The organism is Hallella faecis (assembly GCF_018789675.1).
Taxonomy (GTDB): domain Bacteria; phylum Bacteroidota; class Bacteroidia; order Bacteroidales; family Bacteroidaceae; genus Prevotella; species Prevotella faecis.
Genome location: NZ_JAHKBE010000009.1, coordinates 23,832 through 43,744 on the forward strand (window position 1 = coordinate 23,832; position 19,913 = coordinate 43,744).

A 19,913-nucleotide genomic window follows, 5' to 3' on the forward strand; every position below is an offset into this window, starting at 1 on the left:
CCACTCGCCATTTACCACATTTTCCCTTTGGATATTAGAACGCAAATCGTAGACAACAATCCCTGCCGCCCCTACCCTAACGGTTCTTGCCCATAGCGATCCTCAGGATTTGTCCTCACGTCACTGGCTCTTACCCGTAACGATCTTCTTGATTTCATTGAGCTTATTGAGCGCCTCTACAGGCGTAAGGTTATTGATGTCGAGTCCGAGTATCTCGTCTCGCACCTGCGAAAGCACAGGATCGTCGAGTTGGAAGATGCTCATCTGCATGCCCTCGCGGCTATCAGCCAGTCGCTCAGTGTTAGGTTTGCCTGCCGATCCCACCGATGCGTTGTCGGCCTCAAGCTGCTTCAGGATGACCTGCGAGCGCTTCACAATGCTGCGCGGCATACCCGCTATCTCAGCCACATGGATACCAAACGAGTGCTCTGAACCACCACGCACCAACTTACGGAGGAAGATAACCTTACCGTCGACCTCCTTCACCGACACGTTGTAGTTCTTGATGCGCGGGAAGTTCTTCTCCATCTCGTTGAGCTCGTGGTAGTGGGTGGCGAAAAGCGTGCGTGCGCGGGCCTTCGGATGCTCATGCAGATACTCCACAATGGCCCACGCTATGGATATGCCATCATAGGTAGAGGTGCCTCGTCCGAGCTCATCGAAGAGAACCAACGAGCGCGGCGACACGTTGTTAAGGATGTCGGCGGCCTCAGTCATCTCCACCATGAAGGTCGATTCGCCCAGCGAAAGGTTGTCGCTGGCTCCCACGCGGGTGAATATCTTGTCCACCAACCCTATTTTAGCGCGCTCTGCGGGCACGAAGCACCCAATCTGGGCCAGCAGCACAATGAGGGCCGTTTGGCGCAGCAGGGCCGATTTACCGGCCATATTGGGACCCGTGATCATCATCACTTGCTGCTTCTCGGTGTCGAGGTAAACATCGTTGGGCACATAGCGCTCGCCCAGGGGCATCTGCGTCTCGATAACCGGATGGCGTCCCTGCAGTATGTCGATCACGTCGCCCTCGTCCACTTCCGGGCGCACATAGAGGTTATCCTCCGACACCTTGGCGAAGCCCAGGAGGCAATCGATGTGCGCCAAGAGGTTGGCATTGATCTGTATCTGTGGGATAAACTCCTGCATGGCGACAATCAGTTCTGAGTAGAGACGGACCTCAAGGTCGAGTATCTTCTCGTCGGCACCCAGTATCTTCTCCTCATATTCCTTGAGCTCAGGCGTGATGTAACGCTCGGCCTGTGCCAGCGTTTGCTTACGAATCCACGTCTCAGGCACCTTATCCTTAAACGTGTTGCGCACCTCCAGGTAATAGCCAAACACATTGTTGAAGCCCACCTTGAGCGAGGTGATGCCTGTCTTCTCGGACTCATCCTGCTGAATATGCAACAGGTAGTCCTTGCCGTTGCGCGAGATGGAGCGCAGGTCATCGAGCTCCTGACTGTAGCCATGGGCAATAACGTTGCCCTTGTTGACCAGCAACGGTGGGTCGGGCTGTATCTCCTTCTCGATGCGGTCGCGCAGGCTCTCACAGAGGTTGAGCTGCTCACCCAATCGGCGCAGACTGGCATTTTCGGCGTAGAGACAGGCCGTCTTGATGGGTTGGACGGCCATAAGGGCATGCTTCAGTTGCACCACCTCACGCGGCGACACCCTTCCCACGGCCACCTTCGATATGATGCGCTCGAGGTCGCCCACGCGATGGAGCTGCTCGTCGACCAGATGGCGGAAGTCAGGTTGCTTGAAGAAATAGTCCACCACATCCTGCCGGTCGGCTATCTGCCGCACATCCTTCAGCGGAAACACCATCCATCGGCGCAGCAATCGGCCTCCCATGGGGGTCACGGTGCGGTCAATGACACCCAGGAGCGACGTTCCGTCGTCCTGCATGGGCTGCAACAGCTCCAGCGAGCGGATGGTGAACTTGTCGAGGCGCACGTATTTTTCCTCCTCCAAACGCTTCAACGAGGTGATGTGGTTGATATGGGTGTGCTGCGTAATTTCGAGGTATTGCATGATGGCGCCTGCGGCAATGACGCCATCCTTCAGGTAATCCACACCAAAGCCCTTGAGGTTCTTGGTGCCGAAATGCTTGAGCAGTTTCTGCCGAGCCGACTGGTCGGTGAACACCCAGTCGTCGAGTTCGAACACGCAATAGCGCGTACCGAAATAGCGCTCAAAATCGGCCTTGCGGTCGCGGTCGTAGAGCACCTCCTTGGGTGAGAAGTTGCCAAGGAGCTTCTCCACATAATCGTAGGAGCCCTGCCCCGTGAGAAACTCGCCCGTGGATATGTCGAGGAAGCTCACTCCGCACGATGTCTTGCCAAAATGGACGGCTGCAAGGAAGTTGTTCTCCTTGTAATTGAGCACATTGTCGCTCATGGCCACACCCGGTGTGACCAGTTCGGTGATGCCGCGCTTCACCATTTTATCCATCTCGGTCAGTCCTTTCTTTCCCTTGATGGCCTCGCGTTTCTTCTTGGGATCCTCCAGTTGGTCGCAGATGGCCACTCGCTTGCCCGCCCTGATGAGCTTGGGCAAATAGGTATCGAGGGCGTGATGGGGGAATCCGGCCATCTCGGAGCCTACCGAAGCGCCATTGTTTCGCTTGGTCAGCGTGATGCCGAGTATGCGCGATGCCTCAATGGCGTCGTCGCAATAGGTCTCGTAGAAGTCGCCGCAGCGAAACAGCATGAGGGCGTCGGGATGCTTGGCCTTCAGCGAGAAAAACTGTCGCATCATGGGAGTTAAGCCCTTATCTTTGGTTGTTGACATAGTTGTTGTTATTCGAGGGTTATGGCATTCTGGTGCCATGGGGGTGTTATTGTTTGTTGAACGAATAGATGGCTCGTGGCCGATGGGCATGACTTGGGGAAACGACCGGTTAGTCTTTCTTCACCAATGCGCCGAGACCGGTGAGCAAGGCGCGCGCCAAGGGGTTGTTGTCGATGTTGTCGGCCTGGAGCTCAGCGGGACTTTCGTCCACAAAGTCGAGCTTGCGCGGGTCGCGTTCCACCACCTTATAGCACGATCGTCCATGGATTCGGCTGCGCACGAAGCCTGCCTCCTGAAGGGCGAACCCCACGTCTTGGTTGACGTGCTCACCCGGTGTCCAGTAGGGATACTCCTTCATCAGGCGGTCGATGATGGCATCGATGTAGGTGGCTTTCACCTTCTTGCCGCGCGGTGGCTGCGCAAAGAGCGTTCGAATCATCTTCACAAGGTTGTCGGCCTCCTCGAACGGCGCGTTCTGCACGGCCATACGCTCACGCTCAGCGTCGCTGAGGGTGAAATCGGCATCATCGTCGAGCTCTTCCCTGAGCTGCGCATAGAGCTGCTCATAGTCGAGGGGGGTTGCGAGATCGATCATGTGTTCGGCCTCTACACACACCAGGCGCGCCGCTCCGGCAGCGTCGGTCATGGGATGGAGGTTGCCCGTTGTGGCGATGAAAGCCGCCATGGGCCTACGCGGAAGGCGCGTCACGCCATAGGCGGAACGGAAGACGGGCGTGGAGCGCGACAACAGGTAGCGCACGGCAGGCGCCTGATCGGTGTGCTCTTGGTAAAACTCGTCGATGCAAAGCAACAGGTTGGTGACCACCAACTCATGCACCTCGGCATTGGAGCGCAACTTGATCTGGTCGGTATAGTAACGGCGGAGCGACGGGGGAAGCAGGATGTTGCAAAACGAGGTCTTGCCATAGCCATACTGTCCCACGATGACCGGCACGATGGTGTCGCGCTGCGTCACCTCGCGTCCCGTCCATCGCGCCACCATCTGCAGCATCCACTTATGGAAGAGCGCCACCCAGTCGGGGTTTGATGTGATGATGCGGTTGGCCAGGTCGGTCACGCGGTCGGTGCCGTCCCATGCATCGAGACTGTCGAGCCACTCCTCCGCGGGGTTCCAGTCGGTGATGAGCGTGGAATGGACGAAACGCTCAAGCGTCTCGTCGGTCAGCGCTATCCCTTCATTTGCCGCCTCCAAGATCAGCGTGTTGCGCGCCTCGCGGGTAAGCAGTTGGTAGTCGTCGCCACCTTGGGGAGCGAACATTGTCTCTCCGGAAAGCACGTTGCGGCGCAACGAACAGTGCCTTTTCAAATAATTAAGAGCCTCCATGCGTATGTTGGGTTTTGCTGCAAAGTTAGTAAAATGGCATGAAAAGAGAAAACCTTTAGGGTGCAATTTTTTATTTGTTGCACCCTAAAGGTTTCATTTATCGGCAAAGACGGCCACATGGCTCGTCCTACAGCCCTTAGCGCCTCTTTAAGAAAGGCGTTACTCTTCTGTAAACAGCACCTGGACAAGGGTTTGTCCTACGGCCTTGAGCGTGGCGGGATCGATGTGCTCCATGTTGTCGTCCAAGGTGTGCCAGGTGGGTCCAAACGAGCTCTGCTCGCAGTCGGGATAATAAGGTATGATGTCGATGCAGGGTATGTTAGCCACCTGATTGACCGGGATATGGTCGTCGGTGATCATGCCACCACTACTCTTGGGGAAGTAAGAGCCGTAGCCTGCCTGTCGGGCGGCGCGCCAAACCTTCGCAACGATGTCGGAGGCAAACTGCAAAGACATGCCCTCTTGGTAGAACTTAGCGCCCTGGCCACCCACCATATCGAGCAAGATGCCATAGCGTGGCGCATAGTCGCCCGGCTTGTTCTTGGCCCAATGCTGTGCGCCAAGAGCCCATGAGTCGCCGTCGTCGGCCTGGTCGCTCCACTGCGGTATGCCCCAATCCTCGGCGTCGAAGCACACAAAGTCGATGCCCAACGACCGGGTCGCCATCAGCGTCTGTGCAGCATCAGCGTCCGACGTTACCGCTGCGTCAGGGAGCTGGTTCAGCAAACGGGCCAGCTCCAGCATCACAGCCACACCACTTGCGGCATCGTTGGCGGCAAGGATAGGCTTGTGCCAGTTGGTGCTGTCGGGGTCGTTGTCGGCCCAGGGACGCGTGTCCCAATGGGCACAAAGCATGATACGCGTAGTGGCCTTGGGATTCCAGTGGGCAATGATGTTGGTGCTCTTGAGCGTTGTGCCGTCGTATCCCTTCAGGTCGGCTTTCTGCGTGTTCACCTCGCAGCCATATTCCTTAAACTTGGCGATGATCCATTCGGCACACTTGTCGTGCCCCACGGAGTTCATGTCGCGCGGTCCGAAGTCGCATTGGGCCTTGGTGAAGGCGTAGGCCGAGTCGGCATTGAACGTCGGCCCGACAGGTTTCAGGCGCTCCATGGCGTCGGCCTCGTCGGCCTCAGCCGCCTTCGTGGCAGACAAAGGACCTGCCAGGAAGAGCCACGCCACAACGGCACAGACAATAGCTATCACGATAATCAGAATTGTTTTCTTCTTCATTGTTACATGTTTTTAGCGGCTTGCACCTGCGCCATGACACGCAACCAGTTGCCGCCCCAGATCTTTGCGATGTCGCGCTCGCTGTAACGGCGCTTCAAGAGATGACGGGTGAAGTTAATTAGCTCCGACGCATCGGCGCATCCTCGTACCGTTCCGTCGCCGTCGAAGTCGGTTCCGATGCCCACATGGTCGATGCCCATCACCTGGATAGCGTGCTCCAGGTGGTCGATGGCGTCGAGGATGGTGGCCTCAGGCGTGTCGGCACGCAGGAAACCATGGTAGAGGGTGATGTGGGCCACACCACCTTTCTGCGCCAAGGCGCGCATCTGGTCGTCGGTGAGATTGCGCGGCACGTCGCACAGCGCGCGTGAGTTGCTATGCGAACAAACGATGGGCGTACTGCTGATGTCCAACGCATCGTAGAACGATTTCTCGGCTGCGTGACTGAGATCCACCATGATTCCCTCCTCGTTCATGCGGCGAATGACCTTCTCTCCAAACGACGACACACCGTTATGGGTGTTGCATCCGCGCGCGCTGTCGCAGATATCGTTGTCGCCATTGTGGCAAAGGGTGATGTAAACCACACCACGCTGAGCGAAGTGGCGCACATAAGCCAAGTCGTGGTTGAGCGCCAACCCGTTCTCGATACCAAACATAATGGAGTGTCGCCCCATGCGTTTGTCCTCGTAAAGGTCGGCCGGCGTGCGTGCGATACTGATGTAATCGCTGTAATGGGCTACAATGTGCTCGAGCTTATCGAAGATCATATCGGCATACTGGGCGGGCGATAGTTGGGTTCCCAACGAAGCCAGCTCAGGGTTATGGCGTATGATTCCGGCGATGTCGACCTTCTGGGAGAACTGCTCTCCCATCTTGGGCTGAGGCAGATAGGCGGCCATAATGACAGCGTCCTGCCGTCCGTCGGTCATCTTGTGGAGGTCGTAGAGAATGCGATCGTCGCGCTGCCCAAACTGCACACCTTGCGGAAAGAACATCGGCGTGTCGCAATGGGTGTCGAGGGTCAGCGTGCGCTCATGCACCTTCTTGGCCTTCCAGAAGAGGTTGGCCTGCTCAACGAGCCAGCGGAAGAGGGGCAATCCGTCGTCGCCCAACCACTCGGGATGCCACTGCACGCCCAAGATGGGCTTCATCTCGGTGCTCTCCAACGCCTCAATGACGCCGTCGGGCGCCCAGGCTGTGGCCTTGAAACGAGGACCGCCATGGCTCACCGCTTGGTGGTGGAAACTGTTAACACAGAGCGTGTTGGGCTCTTTGCCATCGGTTGCGTAGATCGACGCCAACATCGATTGTGGCGACAGGCTGACCGAATGGGTGGCCAACGAGCGGTCGGCGTCCTGCGAATGTTTGATGGTTCGCACCACACCGCGCTGCGCCAATGCCGCACCGGCCTCGCCCACCGTGCCTTCTGTGGCCTCGGAAGGTACCGCCTCATGCTCCAACTCACTGATATCCTGGGCCACACCGCCGCCTAAGGCCAGCGCAAGCGTTTGCAAACCGCGGCAGATGCCCAGCATAGGGATCTGGCGATTGAAGGCCAACCGCGTGATGAGCAACTCGGGCAGGTCGCGGGTGGCGTTGATACTGTGAAGAAGAGGCGACGGCTCCTGACCAAACCAAAGCGGGTTATGGTCGCCACCACCGGTAAGCAAGAGGGCGTCGATGTGGTCGAGGGTGTTGACGATCACATCCTTATCGTCCACCGGCGGAATAATAACAGGAATGCCACCAGCTCGCACCACCTGTGAATAATAACGGTCGCGCAAGGTTGCGTCACCGTCAACGTAATTGGCCGTGATGCCAATGACGGGGCGGTGACCCGACTCAGGATAGGTCGCATACACCTCACGGAGATGCGACTCTATATGAAATGTCTCCATGATGAATGCCTTTCGACAATTAATCGTCTAACGGAACGGGAATCTCACGCTTAATGCTTTGCTCCAATGAGATGAGCGTCTCGGTCGACACCACTCCCGGAATGGTCTGCAATTGGTTGTTAAGCAAATCCATGAGCTGCTCGTTATCGCGGGCGTAGAGCTTCACCAGCATGGTGTATGAGCCCGTTGTGAAATGGCACTCCACCACCTCAGGTATCTTGTCCAATCGCTTCACGACATCCTTATACATAGAACCGCGCTCAAGGTTGAGCCCCACATAGGTGCAGGTGCTGTAGCCAAGGCTCTTAGCATTGACGTCGAAGCCACTGCCCGTGATGACACCGCCTTCCACGAGATGTTGCACGCGCTGATGGATGGCCGCGCGAGAGACGCCACACTCTGCTGCCACATCCTTAAAAGGAATGCGGGCATTCTTAGAGAGTATCGAAAGGATTTTCTTGTCTAAGTTGTCAATCTTATCCATTATAGTTAGCTTTCATAATATTAATATCACTGAGCAAAAGTAACGAAATTAAACGATACCAACAACAAAAATGCACGATTATTTTGCAATAACCGTGCATTTTGTCATAAAACGAGCGTTAGAAGGTGTTATTTCTTGCGCTTTACTGTCTTTTTGGTTGTGCCAGCAGCCTTTTTGGTTGCAGGGGTCTTGGCGGCGTTGGCGGCGGGAGCGGCCTTCTCCTCAGCCTCGATTCCCACCAGTTCGACGGTGAAGATCAGTGTTGAGTAGGGCTTGATCTGTCCGGCCTGACGCTCTCCGTAAGCCAGCTCCTGGGGGATATAGATCTCCCACTTGCTACCTACGTTCATGCTTGTCAGGGCCTCTGTCCATCCCTTGATGACCTGGTCGCAACGGAACTTATCCGACTTGGCGCCATTGTGGCGCTCGGTAGCGTCAAAGACCGTGCCGTCGATGGTCTTGCCTTCATACACCACCTCAACGGTCTGCGTCTTCTCAGGCTTGGCACCCGTGCCGGTCTTGATGACCTTGTACTGCAGGCCTGAGGGCATAACCACGACACCCGGCTTGGTGGCATTGTTCTTCAGCCACACGGCGTTGAGCTCCTTGTAGGCAGCGTTCTTCTCGTCCTGAATGGCCTTGACACGCTTCTGCACGAAGTTGCCCACCGTTTTGATATTAAAATAGGTGGTGTCGGCCATCACGCCAGCCAAGAATCCCTCGTGGAAGAGGCCGGGAGTGATAGAATCGTTGCTGCCCTCGAGTGTGCGCGACACGCCCGGCAGGATCTGCTTGTTGGCCTGCTCGGCGATGGTTGCGCCGGCGCTATAAGCTACGAAAGCTGGGTCGCCAGCCTTGGCGATGGCCTCACGATAGCCACGAACAAACTCGGCGATGTAAGCCGTGTCGACGTGCAACTGGTGCTGCAAATAGCTCAGCAAGCCCTGTGTGGCGGCATAACCCGAAGCGTAGCTCATCGTATCGGACGACGTGATCAGCGACACGGGCTTAGCGCTCACCGCAACGGTGTCGGCCTGTACCTTTTTCTTCTTGTCTTTCTTGCCAGCCACTGCCGTGCTGAAGGTAGCTCCAGCGAGGAAGAGCATGGCGAACAATAACAGTTTCTTCATGTTGCTTCAGTCCTTTCTATTACTTGCCCACCTTGACAAGCTCAATCTTAAAGATCAGCGTAGAGAAAGGCTTGATCTGGCCAGCCTGGCGCTCCTTGTAACCCAGGTTCTGGGGAATGTAAACCTCCCACACTGAACCCTGGGGCATGTGGGTCAGAGCCTCGGTCCAACCGGGAATGAACTGCTTGGGCTGGATGGTCACAGGGCCACTGCCGTTCTCGTAAGAGTTCTCGAAGACCTTGCCGTCGATGGTGCGGCCCACGTAGTTGACAGTAACGGTTGTGGTGTCGGTGGGGATAGGACCATTGCCTTCCTTGATGACCTTATACTGCAAGCCTGAGGGCAGTGTGACCACTCCGGGCTTCTTCTTGTTGGCTGCCAGGAACTTCTCGCCAGCTGCCTTGTTAGGACCAAACTCCTTCATCATTGTGGCGGTCTTGATGGCGTCCATCTTGGTCTGGGCCACTTCCTGGGCCGTCTCGGGAGTCATCAGTCCGGGTTTGCCATACACACCTGTGATGAAAGCTGCGAGCAGGTTCTTCAGTGAGATGGTCTTGGTAGAATCGGAACCGAAGGCCTCATGGTTCACACTCTTCACAAGCTGAGAAGAGAGACCCTGACCGATCTGAAGACCCATGATGTAAGCGGCCTTCTTCTTGTCGTCGCCGGCGTTGGCGCCCTCAATGATACCCTTCACCACCTCGTCGATGTAAGCGGTGTCGATACCGGCCTGGCCCGACTGAATGACCTGGCGGATATACTGTGACTGGAGTGTACCGATGGCGTAGCTCATTGAGTCGACATCGGTTTTCAGGTCTGCCTTAGGGGTTGAGTTGCCACATGACGAGAGAGCGGCTGCGGCGATAGCCACGATGGCTAATGATTTTAAGTTTTTCATTGTTTGATATTTGTTTTTTCTTAAATCTCTATGATTTGTGTTGGGGTAACTACTGCTGGCGGCTATTACTTCACCTTCACGAGCTCCACATCAAAGATGAGGGTGGCGAAGGGAGGAATGCTCTGGCCGGCACCACGCTCACCGTAGGCGAGGTGGTAAGGAATGAAGAAGCGATACTTGGCGCCTTCCTGCATGAGCTGCAAGCCCTCGGTCCATCCGGCAATCACCTGGTTGAGGCCGAATGTGGCGGTCTGGCCACGCTGGTAGCTGCTGTCGAACACCTGTCCGTTGATGAGCGTACCCTCGTAGTGGCACTCCACCTGGTCGGTAGCGGCGGGCTTGCGGCCATCGCCCTCGCGCAACACCTGATACTGCAATCCTGAAGGCAGGCTCACCACGCCCTCCTTCTTGGCGTTCTCGGCCAGGAAGGCTTCTCCCTCAGCCTTGGCGGCACCAGCCTGCTCCTCAGCCTTGCGTTGGAAGAAATCCTGCACGACCTGCTGGGCCTCACTGTCGGTAAGGCTGGTCTTCGACGCAAACACATCCTTGATGGCCTGTGCAAAATCATCAACGTTCACTTCGGCGGCGTTCATCTGTTGCAGCTGACGGCCAATGCTCATACCAAGAGCATAACTTACTTTATCCATTCTTCTGATAATAATTTTTAATTTTATGCGCAAAGGTACTATTTTTAATTGTTTGCCGAACCATTCTATTCGAAAAATTACTATTTTTGTGCAATAATAACTTTTAATAACCCGTATAACAATGAAGAAGAAAGTGGTTTTCCTCACCGGCGCCGGCATGTCGGTGGAAAGCGGATTCAAAACCTTCCGAGGCAACGACGGCCTGTGGGAGAATTATCCGGTGGAGCAAGTGGCGTCGCACGAGGGGTGGGAGGCCGACCCCACGCTGGTCAACAACTTCTACAATATGATGCGGCGAAAGCTGTGGAACGCCCAGCCCAACGAGGGGCACCGACTGGTGGCCGAGCTCGAAAACACGTTTGACGTGAGCGTGCTCACACAGAACGTCGACGACCTGCACGAGCGGGCGGGCAGCTCACACGTCATCCACCTGCATGGCGAGCTCACCAAGGTTTGCTCGAGCCGCGACCCCTACGACGAGCGTTACATCCAACAACTCACGCCCGAGACCAACGACGTGAAGCCGGGCGCGCTGGCTGGCGACGGATCGCTGCTGCGCCCCTTCATCGTGTTCTTCGGTGAGAGCGTGCCCATGCTCGACGCCGCAGCACGCAAAGCGGCCGAGGCCGACGTGTTCGTCATCATCGGCTCATCGCTCAATGTGTACCCCGCCGCCGGCCTGGTGCGTTACACCCCGGCCCACTGCCCCATCTTCCTCATCGACCCCAACGCCGTGAGCATGGGCCAATACAGCAACATTACGCATATCGAGAAAGGGGCGTCGGAGGGCATGCGCGAACTCGTGAAACTGCTGAAGCCGTAGGCCAAGGGGGTGTAAAAAACGCAACAAAATGCCCCACAACCTTTCCAAGTATTTTCAATCACGAAAATATTTGGCCGAAATACGCGATTCTCAGCGATTTTACACAATCTTCTAACTATCAAATAGTTACAGGATTTAAGGCTCGTTCAACGTTTCAAATTCCGCTTTTCACGTTGCGAAACATGCCTAACCGGGGTGCGAAACAGGGTCTTTCGAGATGCGAAACATGGCTAACCGCGCCTCGGTTAGGCATGTTCCGCAACTCAATACATGCCTAACGCCGAACGGCTCGCTCCTTTTCGGTGATCCGATCGCACAAAAAGGGCTTTTTCGCTCGCTAAATGACATGAGAATCCTGACAAACTTTTCGGATAGAAAACACAACAAAACGACAAGGCGATTGAAAGGACCGAAAACAGAGGTCGCAGCACTCTGTTAATTGCTACCTAACAGCCCATTTTGCAACGCGCCACAAAAGGGACCCAAACAGCATTTTGGAAGCCTTACGGAAGCTTAAAACGGCCCAAATCGCCAGATAAAAACCAGAGCGCTCTTCCACACTGCAAAATGGGGCGTTTTAAGGCGCCACAAAGAGGAAAAATGCCGTTTTTCATACCCCCAAACGCCTTCAGGGTAAGAAAAGTGCCCTTAACCCCACGATTTGTAAAGTCAGAGTTGTCACTTTTTTGTCGCACTTTGCGGTTTCTTCATTTAGAAACCAACATTTATCCTACGGATAACCAACAATTCAACAGATTTTCGCTATCTTTGCATCTAAACTAATACAAATTGGCATGAAAAAGACACTTATAACGGCATTAGCCCTCACGGTAGGCCTAACAGCCACCGCCCAGAAGCGCGCTTTCACCATCGAAGACGTGTATCGCGTGCAAAGCGTATCATCGCCCACGGTGGCCAAGGACGGCACACTCGCCTACTCCACCAGCAGCTCGGATCTGAAGACACAGAAATCCACCAGCAACATCTGGGTGATGAACAAGAGCGGCAAGGGCCAACCCACCGCCATCACCACCAACGGAAAGAGCTACGAACCCATGTGGTCGCAGGATGGCAAAAGCCTCTACTTTTGTTCGTCGGTAGACGGCGCTGTCCAACTGTTTAAATACAGCGACGGAACAACCACCCAAATCACCGATTATGCGCTCGGCGTGCAGGGCGCGCAGGTGTCGCCCGACGGTCGCTACGTGGCCTTCGCGGCCGAGGTGTACCCAGAGATTGGCGGTGCCGACGGCAAGGCCAACAAGGCAGCGCTCGACAAACGCGCCAAGAACCCCATCCAGGCACATGTGGCCGACGCCCTGCTCTATCGCCACTGGACCGAGTATAGCGACGGGCGCTACTGGCACATCATCGTCTACAACACCGAGACCAAGACCTACAAGGACATCACGCCGGGACGATTCCACAGTCCGGTGTTCTCACCCAGCGGCCCTTCAGGCTTCGTCTTCTCGCCCGACTCGAAGGAGATATGCTACCTGAGCAACCACGACGACCATCCCGAGGCTTCCACCAACTGCGACCTCTGGACCGTGAGCGTCGAGGGAGGCGAGGCGCGCAACCTCACCGCCGAAAACAAGGCGTGGGACGGCAGTCCACAGTATAGCCCCGACGGACAGTGGATCGCCTACCGCTTCCAGCGCACACCGAGCTACGAGAGCGACCGTTTCGTGCTCGCCCTCATCAACCGCAAGACCGGAGAGAAGCGTGTGCTTACCGAGAATTACGACAACTGGGTGGACGAGTACAAGTGGGCCGCCGACTCAAAGAGCATCTATTTCCTCGGCGAGGAGCGCGGCTACCAGCCCCTCTACCAAGTGAGCATCAAGGACGGGCGCCTCAACAAGCTCGTGGCCGACCGCGCCATTGGCGCCTTTGAGCCCGACGGCAAGGGCGGGTTCTACTACACCTACTCCACCACAGGCAAGCCCGTGGCCCTCTATCACACCGCCACTGCCGGCAAGCGCGGCAACCGATTCGCCGAGAAACAGATCACACACCTCAACGACCAACTGGAGGCAGAGGTCGACATCCGACCCTCTGAGGCCCACTGGGTGATCGGAGCCGACGGCGACAGCGTGCAGTATTTCATCGTGAAGCCACACGGCTTCGACCCCAACAAGCGCTACCCGCTCGTCATCAACGTGCACGGCGGACCACAGATGCAGTGGATGGACTCGTTCCGACCCGACTGGCAGGTGTTCCCCGGAGCGGGATACGTGGTGGCATACCCCAACCCACACGGATCGACGGGATACGGACAGAAGTTCTGCCGAGCCATCAGCGGCTCATGGGGCGGACGACCCTATGAGGACGTCATGAAGGTGACCGACCAACTGGCACAGCTCAGCTACGTCGACTCCACACGCATGGGAGCCATGGGATGGTCGTATGGAGGCTACTTCATGAACTGGCTGCAGGGACAAACCAAGCGCTTCCGCTGCCTCGCCTCGATGATGGGTCTCTACGACCTCAACTCCATGTGGGGCACTACCGAGGAGCTTTGGTTCCCCAATTTCGAACTCGAGGGACAGCCCTGGAACTCGAAGCTCTATAAGAAATGGAGCCCGTCGGAATATGTGAAGAACTTCGCAACACCAACACTCATCATCACCGGAGAGCGCGACTACCGCGTGTCGTACACCCAGTCGCTGCAATACTTCAACACGCTGCAGACACTCGGCATACCATCGCGACTCATCGTGTTTACCAACGACGGACACTGGCCCTCAGGACTCCGCTCCATGCCCCTCTACTACAACGCCCACCTCGAGTGGTTCCACAAGTACCTGGGCGGCGAACCAGCACCCTGGAACAGCGAGAAAATGGCCGACCAGGGCATCGAATGGTGACAAATCGCACCTAAATAGGGAAAAAGACGCGAAAAAAGAAAGCCGCGTCGGATAATTGATGTAACTTTGCGTAACACCGATCAAGTCTGATAAATATGGCTAAATACCCTTCTTGGCAAAACGAATACTGGCTCATGCTCATGCAGCTTTACCTGAAACGGCCGCAGGGCATGAAGCCGCTCTACAGCCGAGGCCTCGTAGACCTCGCACTGGAACTGCATTTCCCACCCGAATACCTGTATCGGAAGATGTTCAAGTTGAGGCAGATCGACACGCCCAACCTGCAACGATTGTGGGACACCTACGCCGACAACCCACGACGGCTGACGCGCGAGGTGAAGCTGCTCAAACGCATGAACGGCTTCGGAAACGCCAGCGAGTTCTACGCAGGAGTGGCAGTCAACGAGTCGTGGGAGAAAGACTTCAAGCCTCTGGAGGGAGTGGAGCCAGAAGGACTCACGCCTGTCATGCTTATCATGATTCTCGACCTCTACTTCCGTCTCACACCCAACACCATGGTGGTGGAGACGCCCGAGGTGGTGAGCCTGGCCAAAAGCATCAGGACGAAGCCCGAGGAGGTGGTAGGAATCATGCAGGCATATCAGGTGTGCGACCCCTACCTCAACAACCAACACCCCGTGGCCCCCACCCTGCTCGACGCATGCCAGCAGGTGTGGAAGCGCTTCGGAAACGAAGATCCCGAAAAAATAGCCGCATTGGCGGCACAACTCAAAGATTACTGGAAATAAGGAATGTCACAGAAACTCATTCAAACACAAACGCTGAGTCAGACCCAACAACAACGACTCTCACAGCAACAAATGCTGCAAGTGAAGTTGTTGGAGATGCCATTGGCAGAGCTGGAGCAAAACATCGATGTGGAACTCGACGACAACCCAGCCCTGGAGGCCACGCACGACGATCTTGATGACATCCAAACGGACAACGCATCACACGACAACGAACCGCACGACGCAGCCGACAACGACGTGCAAGACAGCACCAACGACGACAGCATGGAGACTGCCATGGCCGACGACAACTACGAAAGGAAAAGTGAGCGAGAGGAGCGCGAAGAGGCGCTCGACAACGCTCTGGCCAACCTGGGAAGCGACGACGAGATGCCACAAGCCTCCCCATACGCACAATCGGACAACAACGACAACGCCGATTATGAGGAAACGGTGTGGGGCGACACCACGTCGTTCTACGACAACCTCAAGGAACAGATGGGAATGCTCGAACTGACCGACCAACAGCAGGAAGTCATGGAGTATCTCATCGGATCGCTCGACGACGACGGGATATTGCGTAAACCATTGGATGATATAACCGACGAGTTGGCCATCTACTACGGAATCGACGTCGCCGAGGCGGAGGTGGAGAACCTATTGCACAAGCTGCAGACGTTCGAGCCGGCGGGAATCGGCGCCCGTTCGCTGCAGGAGTGCCTGCTATTGCAGGTGCAACGCAGGCCGGCAGGCAAGCTCAAGGACCTCATGACACGTGTGCTGAACGAGCAATACGAGGAGTTTACCAAGAAACACTGGGACAAGATTGCCGCCGCGCTCAACCTGACAAGTGAGCAGGCGCAAGCCGTACACCAGGAAATACTCAGGCTAAACCCCAAGCCGGGAGCAGCCCTGGGCGAGACCATGGGCCGCAACACCCAGCAAATCACCCCCGACTTCATCGTCGACACCGACGACGAGGGACACATCAGCTTCACCATCAACCATGGGCGCGTGCCCGACTTGAGGGTATCGGCCGACTTCGCCAACATGGTGGACCACTACAAGAACCACAAGCAGACTATGACGCGCACCGACAAGGAGGCGCTGCTCTACGCCAAGGAGAAGGTGGAGAAAGCGCAAGGCTACATCGAAGCCATACGCCAGCGACACCACACCCTGTACGTAACGATGAAGGCCATCATCAATTGGCAGAAGAAATTCTTCCAAGATGGCGACGAGGCCGACCTCAAGCCGATGGTCCTCAAGGACATTGCCGAGAAGACAGGGCTCGACATCACCACCATCAGCAGGGTCAGCAACCAGAAATATGCGCAAACACGCTGGGGCACATTCCGCCTCCGATTCTTCTTCACCGACAAATACATCACCAAGGATGGCGAGGAAATGTCGACGCGAAAGATCAAGCTCGCCCTCAAGGAACTCATCGACAACGAGGACAAGAAGAAGCCGCTCTCAGACGATGTACTGGCTCAGGAAATGAAGAAAAAAGGGTTCCCCGTGGCGCGCCGAACCATCGCCAAGTATCGCGAGCAGCTACATCTGCCCGTGGCACGTCTGCGCAAGGCATAGCGAAGGGCGCACTTCGATTCTTAGCAAAGCACAAATGAAAGAAAAAAACATCATATTGGCCGCACGAGTGATGAGCATGGTGTTCACCCCGTTCTACCTGCCCATCGCCGGACTGCTGGCCTTGTTTATCTTCAGCTACATGAGCTTGTTGCCCACAACCTACAAGCTCACGGTGCTCACCATGGTGTATCTTTTCACCATCCTGCTGCCCACGATGTTTATCCACGTCTATAGGCGCTACCAAGGATGGACCTCTTCAGAGATGGCGCAAAAGGAACGCCGAATGGTTCCCTATGTCATCACCATCCTCTGCTACTTCACCTGTTACTACCTGATGAGCCTGCTGCGCATCCCACAGTTCATGTCCAACATCCTCGTGGCGGCCTTGCTCATACAGATAGCGTGCGCCATCATCAACGTGTGGTGGAAAATCTCCACCCACAGCGCGGCCATAGGCGGCTTCGAGGGGGCACTGGTGGCCTTCTCCATCCTTTTCGCCTTCAACCCCATGGGGTGGTTCTGCACCATCCTCATCATTGCGGGCATGGTGGGAACGAGCCGCATGATACTGCGACAGCACAGCCTCTCGCAAATCATCGCCGGCTTTCTCATGGGCGTGGTGCTCGGCTTTTGGGCCATCATCTAACCCATAACCGCGGAGCCAACGGCAAGAAACACAGGAACAAGCAACGCAAATCGACAGGCGCAACGCCTGTATAACATCCGCCTGGGGCGGCAAAACATAACGACACACAACAAAACAACACATAGTATGAAACCATTAGTCAGCATCATTATGGGTTCGACAAGCGACCTTCCTGTCATGGAGAAAGCTTGCAAGTGGTTGGAAGAGCAAGAAATTCCGTTTGAGATGAACGCCCTCTCGGCGCATCGCACACCCGACGCAGTGGAACAATTTGCCAAAGGTGCCAAGGCACGCGGCGTGAAGGTCATCATCGCCGCAGCAGGCATGGCTGCCGCATTGCCCGGCGTCATTGCAGCCTCTACCCCACTGCCCGTCATCGGAGTACCCATCAAGGGCATGCTCGACGGTCTCGACGCCATGCTTTCCATCATTCAGATGCCGCCGGGAATCCCCGTGGCTACGGTTGGTGTGAACGGCGCACAGAACGCCGCCATCCTCGCAGCGGAGATGATCGCCCTCGGCGATGAGGCCATTGCGGCCAAGGTAGACGCATGGAAGGCCAGCCTGGGAAAGAAGATCGAGAAGGCCAACAAGGACCTGGCCGAGATCAAGGACTATAAGTTCAAGTGCTAATTATCAAACGATCGACATGGATTTATTCAATTACCATAGGCGCGAAACGACCGTGGCGCATGTGGGTTCGTTCAACATGGGTGGCGACAACCCCATTCGCATCCAGTCGATGACGACCACCAACACCGACGACACCGAAGGATCGGCAGCCCAATCGGAGCGCATCATCAAGGCCGGAGGCGAGTTGGTGCGCCTCACCACACAAGGCATACGCGAGGCGGAGAACCTGAAGAACATCCAGGAAGCCATCCGACGCGACGGTTTCAACACGCCACTATGCGCCGACATCCACTTCAACCCCAACGTGGCCGACGTGGCGGCGCGCATCGCCGAAAAGGTTCGCATAAATCCTGGCAACTACGTAGACCCGGCACGGAAGTTCGTCAAGCACGAATATACCGATAAGGAGTATGCGCAAGAACTGCAAAAAATCGACGAGCGCTTTGTGCCATTCCTCAACATTTGCAAGGAGCACCACACCGCCGTACGCATCGGTGTGAACCACGGATCGCTCTCCGACCGCATCCGCAACCGCTACGGCGACACGCCGGAAGGCATCGTGGAGAGCTGCATGGAGTTTCTGCGCATCTGCAAACGTGAGCATTTCGACGATGTGGTCATCTCCATCAAGTCGAGCAACACGGTGGTCATGGTGCGCTCCGTGCGCCTGCTGGTCGACACCATGGCCAAGGAAGGCATGAGCTACCCACTCCATCTCGGCGTCACCGAGGCTGGCGAGGGCGAGGACGGACGCATCAAGAGTGCCGTGGGCATTGGTGCCTTGCTGGCCGACGGCATTGGCGACACCATCCGCGTGTCGCTCTCCGAGGAGCCAGAGGCTGAGATTCCCGTGGCGCGCCACTTGGTCGACTACATCAGTCGCAAGGCGGGCCATATCCTCATTCCGGGCGAGGCTTACAGCGGTTTCGACTGGCTGCACCCCACCCGCCGCGCCACCGTAGCCGTGGGCAACATAGGAGGCGACCACGTGCCAGTGGTCATCGCCTCGCGCAACAGCGCCCAACAGAGTGCGACCGCTGCACCTTCGGCCAGCCAAAAGGCCAAGGCCGACTATATCTACACGGGGTCGGAAGCGCCGACGGATACGCTCAACAACTATATCATAGACTATAACGTGTACGCCGAGCTCACCAACAACGGCACCCTACCCTACGAGCCGCAGGGCAAGGGCACAGGCGCCGCCACGCTCTACCCCATCTTCCCTGTCACCGCCATGCCTTTCATCGGCTTGATCAAGGCTCCCGTGAAGTTCCTTGTGTTGCAATTTGGCACACCGAGCGAGGAGTATTTGGCTTGCCTGAAGGCGCATCCCGAGATTGTGGTGATAGGAACAAGCCACCACCAGAACCGCTTGGGCGACCAGCGTGCGCTGGTGCATGAGATGATGAGGGCAGGCCTGACCAACCCCGTGGTCTTCGCGCAGATGTACAAGCTCAACGACAAGGAGGAGTTCCAACTGCAATCGGCAGCCGATATGGGCGCCCTGATGATGGATGGTCTGACCGACGGTGTGTGGTTGATGAACGACGGCAACATCGCCCAGGACGACATCGACGACACGGCATTCGGCATTCTGCAAGCCGCACGTCTGCGCACCTCGAAGACCGAGTACATCTCGTGCCCAGGATGCGGACGCACGCTCTACGACCTGCGTGAGACCATCGCGAAGATTCGCAAGGCCACGCAAGACATGAAGGGGCTGAAGATTGGCATCATGGGATGCATCGTGAACGGTCCAGGCGAGATGGCCGACGCCGACTACGGATACGTGGGCGCAGGCCCCAAGCGCGTGTCGCTCTATCGCAAACAAGTGTGTGTGGAGAAGAATATTCCCGAGGAAGAGGCTGTGGAACACCTGCTGGCGCTCATCCATAAGGACCAAAGGGCAACGGGCGCATAACGCTGCCGCCACCCCACTCCACAGCTTACATAACCGCCAAGCCCATCGCTCGCATCGCCTAAACCCTGCGAAAGTGATGGGCTTGACTGCTTTCTGAACCTAACGACAATGGTTTTTAACCCTAATCGGTCATTAGATTTTAATTCTTGTTAGCGTTTGTTTCGAGCAGGTTGCGACAGGCGCGGTGAAGCCATAGCGGGCTATGGCGAAACGCGACTGGAAGCAAGATGCCGAAAGAAACGCTGAAAAGAGTTGAAAAGAATCCATA

At 56.3% G+C, this 19,913-nt stretch carries 15 protein-coding genes; 7 read left to right on the forward strand and 8 right to left on the reverse strand.

What is annotated here, in order from left to right:
* Positions 1–120: 120 nt before the first annotated feature.
* The 8 genes from mutS to KM934_RS03775 all read right to left on the reverse strand — a co-directional run bounded on the left by mutS (position 121) and on the right by KM934_RS03775 (position 10,428).
* A complete protein-coding gene (mutS, locus tag KM934_RS03740; protein WP_215759282.1) occupies positions 121–2,790 on the reverse strand; it encodes a DNA mismatch repair protein MutS in 2,670 nt (889 codons plus the stop codon).
* 109 nt (positions 2,791–2,899) lie between these two features.
* Positions 2,900–4,069, reverse strand: coding sequence for a virulence-associated E family protein (locus tag KM934_RS03745; protein ID WP_252344881.1), 1,170 nt, complete (start codon positions 4,067–4,069; stop codon positions 2,900–2,902).
* A gap of 225 nt (positions 4,070–4,294) precedes the next feature.
* Positions 4,295–5,368 carry a M28 family peptidase gene (locus KM934_RS03750; RefSeq protein WP_215759284.1) on the reverse strand — a complete coding sequence of 358 codons (1,074 nt, stop codon included), beginning with the start codon at positions 5,366–5,368 and terminating at the stop codon, positions 4,295–4,297.
* A 2-nt stretch (positions 5,369–5,370) separates the two neighbouring features.
* Complete coding sequence (locus tag KM934_RS03755) at positions 5,371–7,269, reverse strand: membrane dipeptidase (RefSeq protein ID WP_215759285.1); 1,899 nt, start codon at positions 7,267–7,269, stop codon at positions 5,371–5,373.
* A 19-nt stretch (positions 7,270–7,288) separates the two neighbouring features.
* Entirely contained in the window at positions 7,289–7,753 is a 465-nt protein-coding gene (locus tag KM934_RS03760) for an Lrp/AsnC family transcriptional regulator (RefSeq protein WP_215759286.1), read from the reverse strand.
* A gap of 128 nt (positions 7,754–7,881) precedes the next feature.
* Complete coding sequence (locus KM934_RS03765; protein ID WP_215759287.1) at positions 7,882–8,883, reverse strand: FKBP-type peptidyl-prolyl cis-trans isomerase; 1,002 nt, start codon at positions 8,881–8,883, stop codon at positions 7,882–7,884.
* 19 nt (positions 8,884–8,902) lie between these two features.
* Positions 8,903–9,781 (reverse strand): FKBP-type peptidyl-prolyl cis-trans isomerase N-terminal domain-containing protein, encoded by an 879-nt coding sequence (locus KM934_RS03770; RefSeq protein ID WP_215759288.1) that lies wholly within the window; start codon positions 9,779–9,781, stop codon positions 8,903–8,905.
* A gap of 65 nt (positions 9,782–9,846) precedes the next feature.
* Positions 9,847–10,428, reverse strand: coding sequence for an FKBP-type peptidyl-prolyl cis-trans isomerase (locus KM934_RS03775; protein WP_215759289.1), 582 nt, complete (start codon positions 10,426–10,428; stop codon positions 9,847–9,849).
* Positions 10,429–10,549: 121 nt separating this feature from the next.
* On the opposite strand from KM934_RS03775, the gene KM934_RS03780 reads away from it, so the two are divergent.
* The 7 genes from KM934_RS03780 (at position 10,550) to KM934_RS03810 (ending at position 19,645) form a co-directional block, all read left to right on the forward strand.
* Positions 10,550–11,251: an SIR2 family NAD-dependent protein deacylase gene (locus tag KM934_RS03780; RefSeq protein ID WP_215759290.1), complete on the forward strand. Its 702-nt coding sequence runs from the start codon at positions 10,550–10,552 to the stop codon at positions 11,249–11,251.
* 794 nt (positions 11,252–12,045) lie between these two features.
* Positions 12,046–14,121, forward strand: a complete 2,076-nt coding sequence (locus tag KM934_RS03785; protein ID WP_215759291.1) for a S9 family peptidase — start codon at positions 12,046–12,048, stop codon at positions 14,119–14,121.
* Positions 14,122–14,216: 95 nt separating this feature from the next.
* Positions 14,217–14,870 (forward strand): hypothetical protein, encoded by a 654-nt coding sequence (locus KM934_RS03790; RefSeq protein WP_215759292.1) that lies wholly within the window; start codon positions 14,217–14,219, stop codon positions 14,868–14,870.
* A 3-nt stretch (positions 14,871–14,873) separates the two neighbouring features.
* A complete protein-coding gene (gene rpoN / locus KM934_RS03795) occupies positions 14,874–16,445 on the forward strand; it encodes an RNA polymerase factor sigma-54 (RefSeq protein ID WP_215759293.1) in 1,572 nt (523 codons plus the stop codon).
* 34 nt (positions 16,446–16,479) lie between these two features.
* A complete protein-coding gene (locus KM934_RS03800) occupies positions 16,480–17,091 on the forward strand; it encodes a phosphatase PAP2 family protein (RefSeq protein WP_215759294.1) in 612 nt (203 codons plus the stop codon).
* Between the two features lie 126 nt (positions 17,092–17,217).
* Positions 17,218–17,724, forward strand: a complete 507-nt coding sequence (purE, locus tag KM934_RS03805) for a 5-(carboxyamino)imidazole ribonucleotide mutase (protein ID WP_215759295.1) — start codon at positions 17,218–17,220, stop codon at positions 17,722–17,724.
* 16 nt (positions 17,725–17,740) lie between these two features.
* Entirely contained in the window at positions 17,741–19,645 is a 1,905-nt protein-coding gene (locus KM934_RS03810) for a 4-hydroxy-3-methylbut-2-en-1-yl diphosphate synthase (protein WP_215759296.1), read from the forward strand.
* The last annotated feature ends 268 nt before the right edge of the window (positions 19,646–19,913 follow it).

Excerpts from the sequence above, each read along its gene's own strand:
- KM934_RS03770 (WP_215759288.1), bottom strand. The coding sequence starts at position 9,781 with ATGAAAAACTTAAAATCATTAGCCATCGTGGCTATCGCCGCAGCCGCT.
- KM934_RS03760 (WP_215759286.1), bottom strand. The coding sequence starts at position 7,753 with ATGGATAAGATTGACAACTTAGACAAGAAAATCCTTTCGATACTCTCT.
- KM934_RS03800 (WP_215759294.1), top strand. The coding sequence starts at position 16,480 with ATGAAAGAAAAAAACATCATATTGGCCGCACGAGTGATGAGCATGGTG.
- rpoN (WP_215759293.1), top strand. The coding sequence starts at position 14,874 with ATGTCACAGAAACTCATTCAAACACAAACGCTGAGTCAGACCCAACAA.
- KM934_RS03755 (WP_215759285.1), bottom strand. The coding sequence starts at position 7,269 with ATGGAGACATTTCATATAGAGTCGCATCTCCGTGAGGTGTATGCGACC.
- KM934_RS03765 (WP_215759287.1), bottom strand. The coding sequence starts at position 8,883 with ATGAAGAAACTGTTATTGTTCGCCATGCTCTTCCTCGCTGGAGCTACC.
- KM934_RS03790 (WP_215759292.1), top strand. The coding sequence starts at position 14,217 with ATGGCTAAATACCCTTCTTGGCAAAACGAATACTGGCTCATGCTCATG.
- KM934_RS03745 (WP_252344881.1), bottom strand. The coding sequence starts at position 4,069 with ATGTTCGCTCCCCAAGGTGGCGACGACTACCAACTGCTTACCCGCGAG.
- mutS (WP_215759282.1), bottom strand. The coding sequence starts at position 2,790 with ATGTCAACAACCAAAGATAAGGGCTTAACTCCCATGATGCGACAGTTT.
- KM934_RS03810 (WP_215759296.1), top strand. The coding sequence starts at position 17,741 with ATGGATTTATTCAATTACCATAGGCGCGAAACGACCGTGGCGCATGTG.
- KM934_RS03775 (WP_215759289.1), bottom strand. The coding sequence starts at position 10,428 with ATGGATAAAGTAAGTTATGCTCTTGGTATGAGCATTGGCCGTCAGCTG.
- KM934_RS03785 (WP_215759291.1), top strand. The coding sequence starts at position 12,046 with ATGAAAAAGACACTTATAACGGCATTAGCCCTCACGGTAGGCCTAACA.
- purE (WP_215759295.1), top strand. The coding sequence starts at position 17,218 with ATGAAACCATTAGTCAGCATCATTATGGGTTCGACAAGCGACCTTCCT.
- KM934_RS03750 (WP_215759284.1), bottom strand. The coding sequence starts at position 5,368 with ATGAAGAAGAAAACAATTCTGATTATCGTGATAGCTATTGTCTGTGCC.
- KM934_RS03780 (WP_215759290.1), top strand. The coding sequence starts at position 10,550 with ATGAAGAAGAAAGTGGTTTTCCTCACCGGCGCCGGCATGTCGGTGGAA.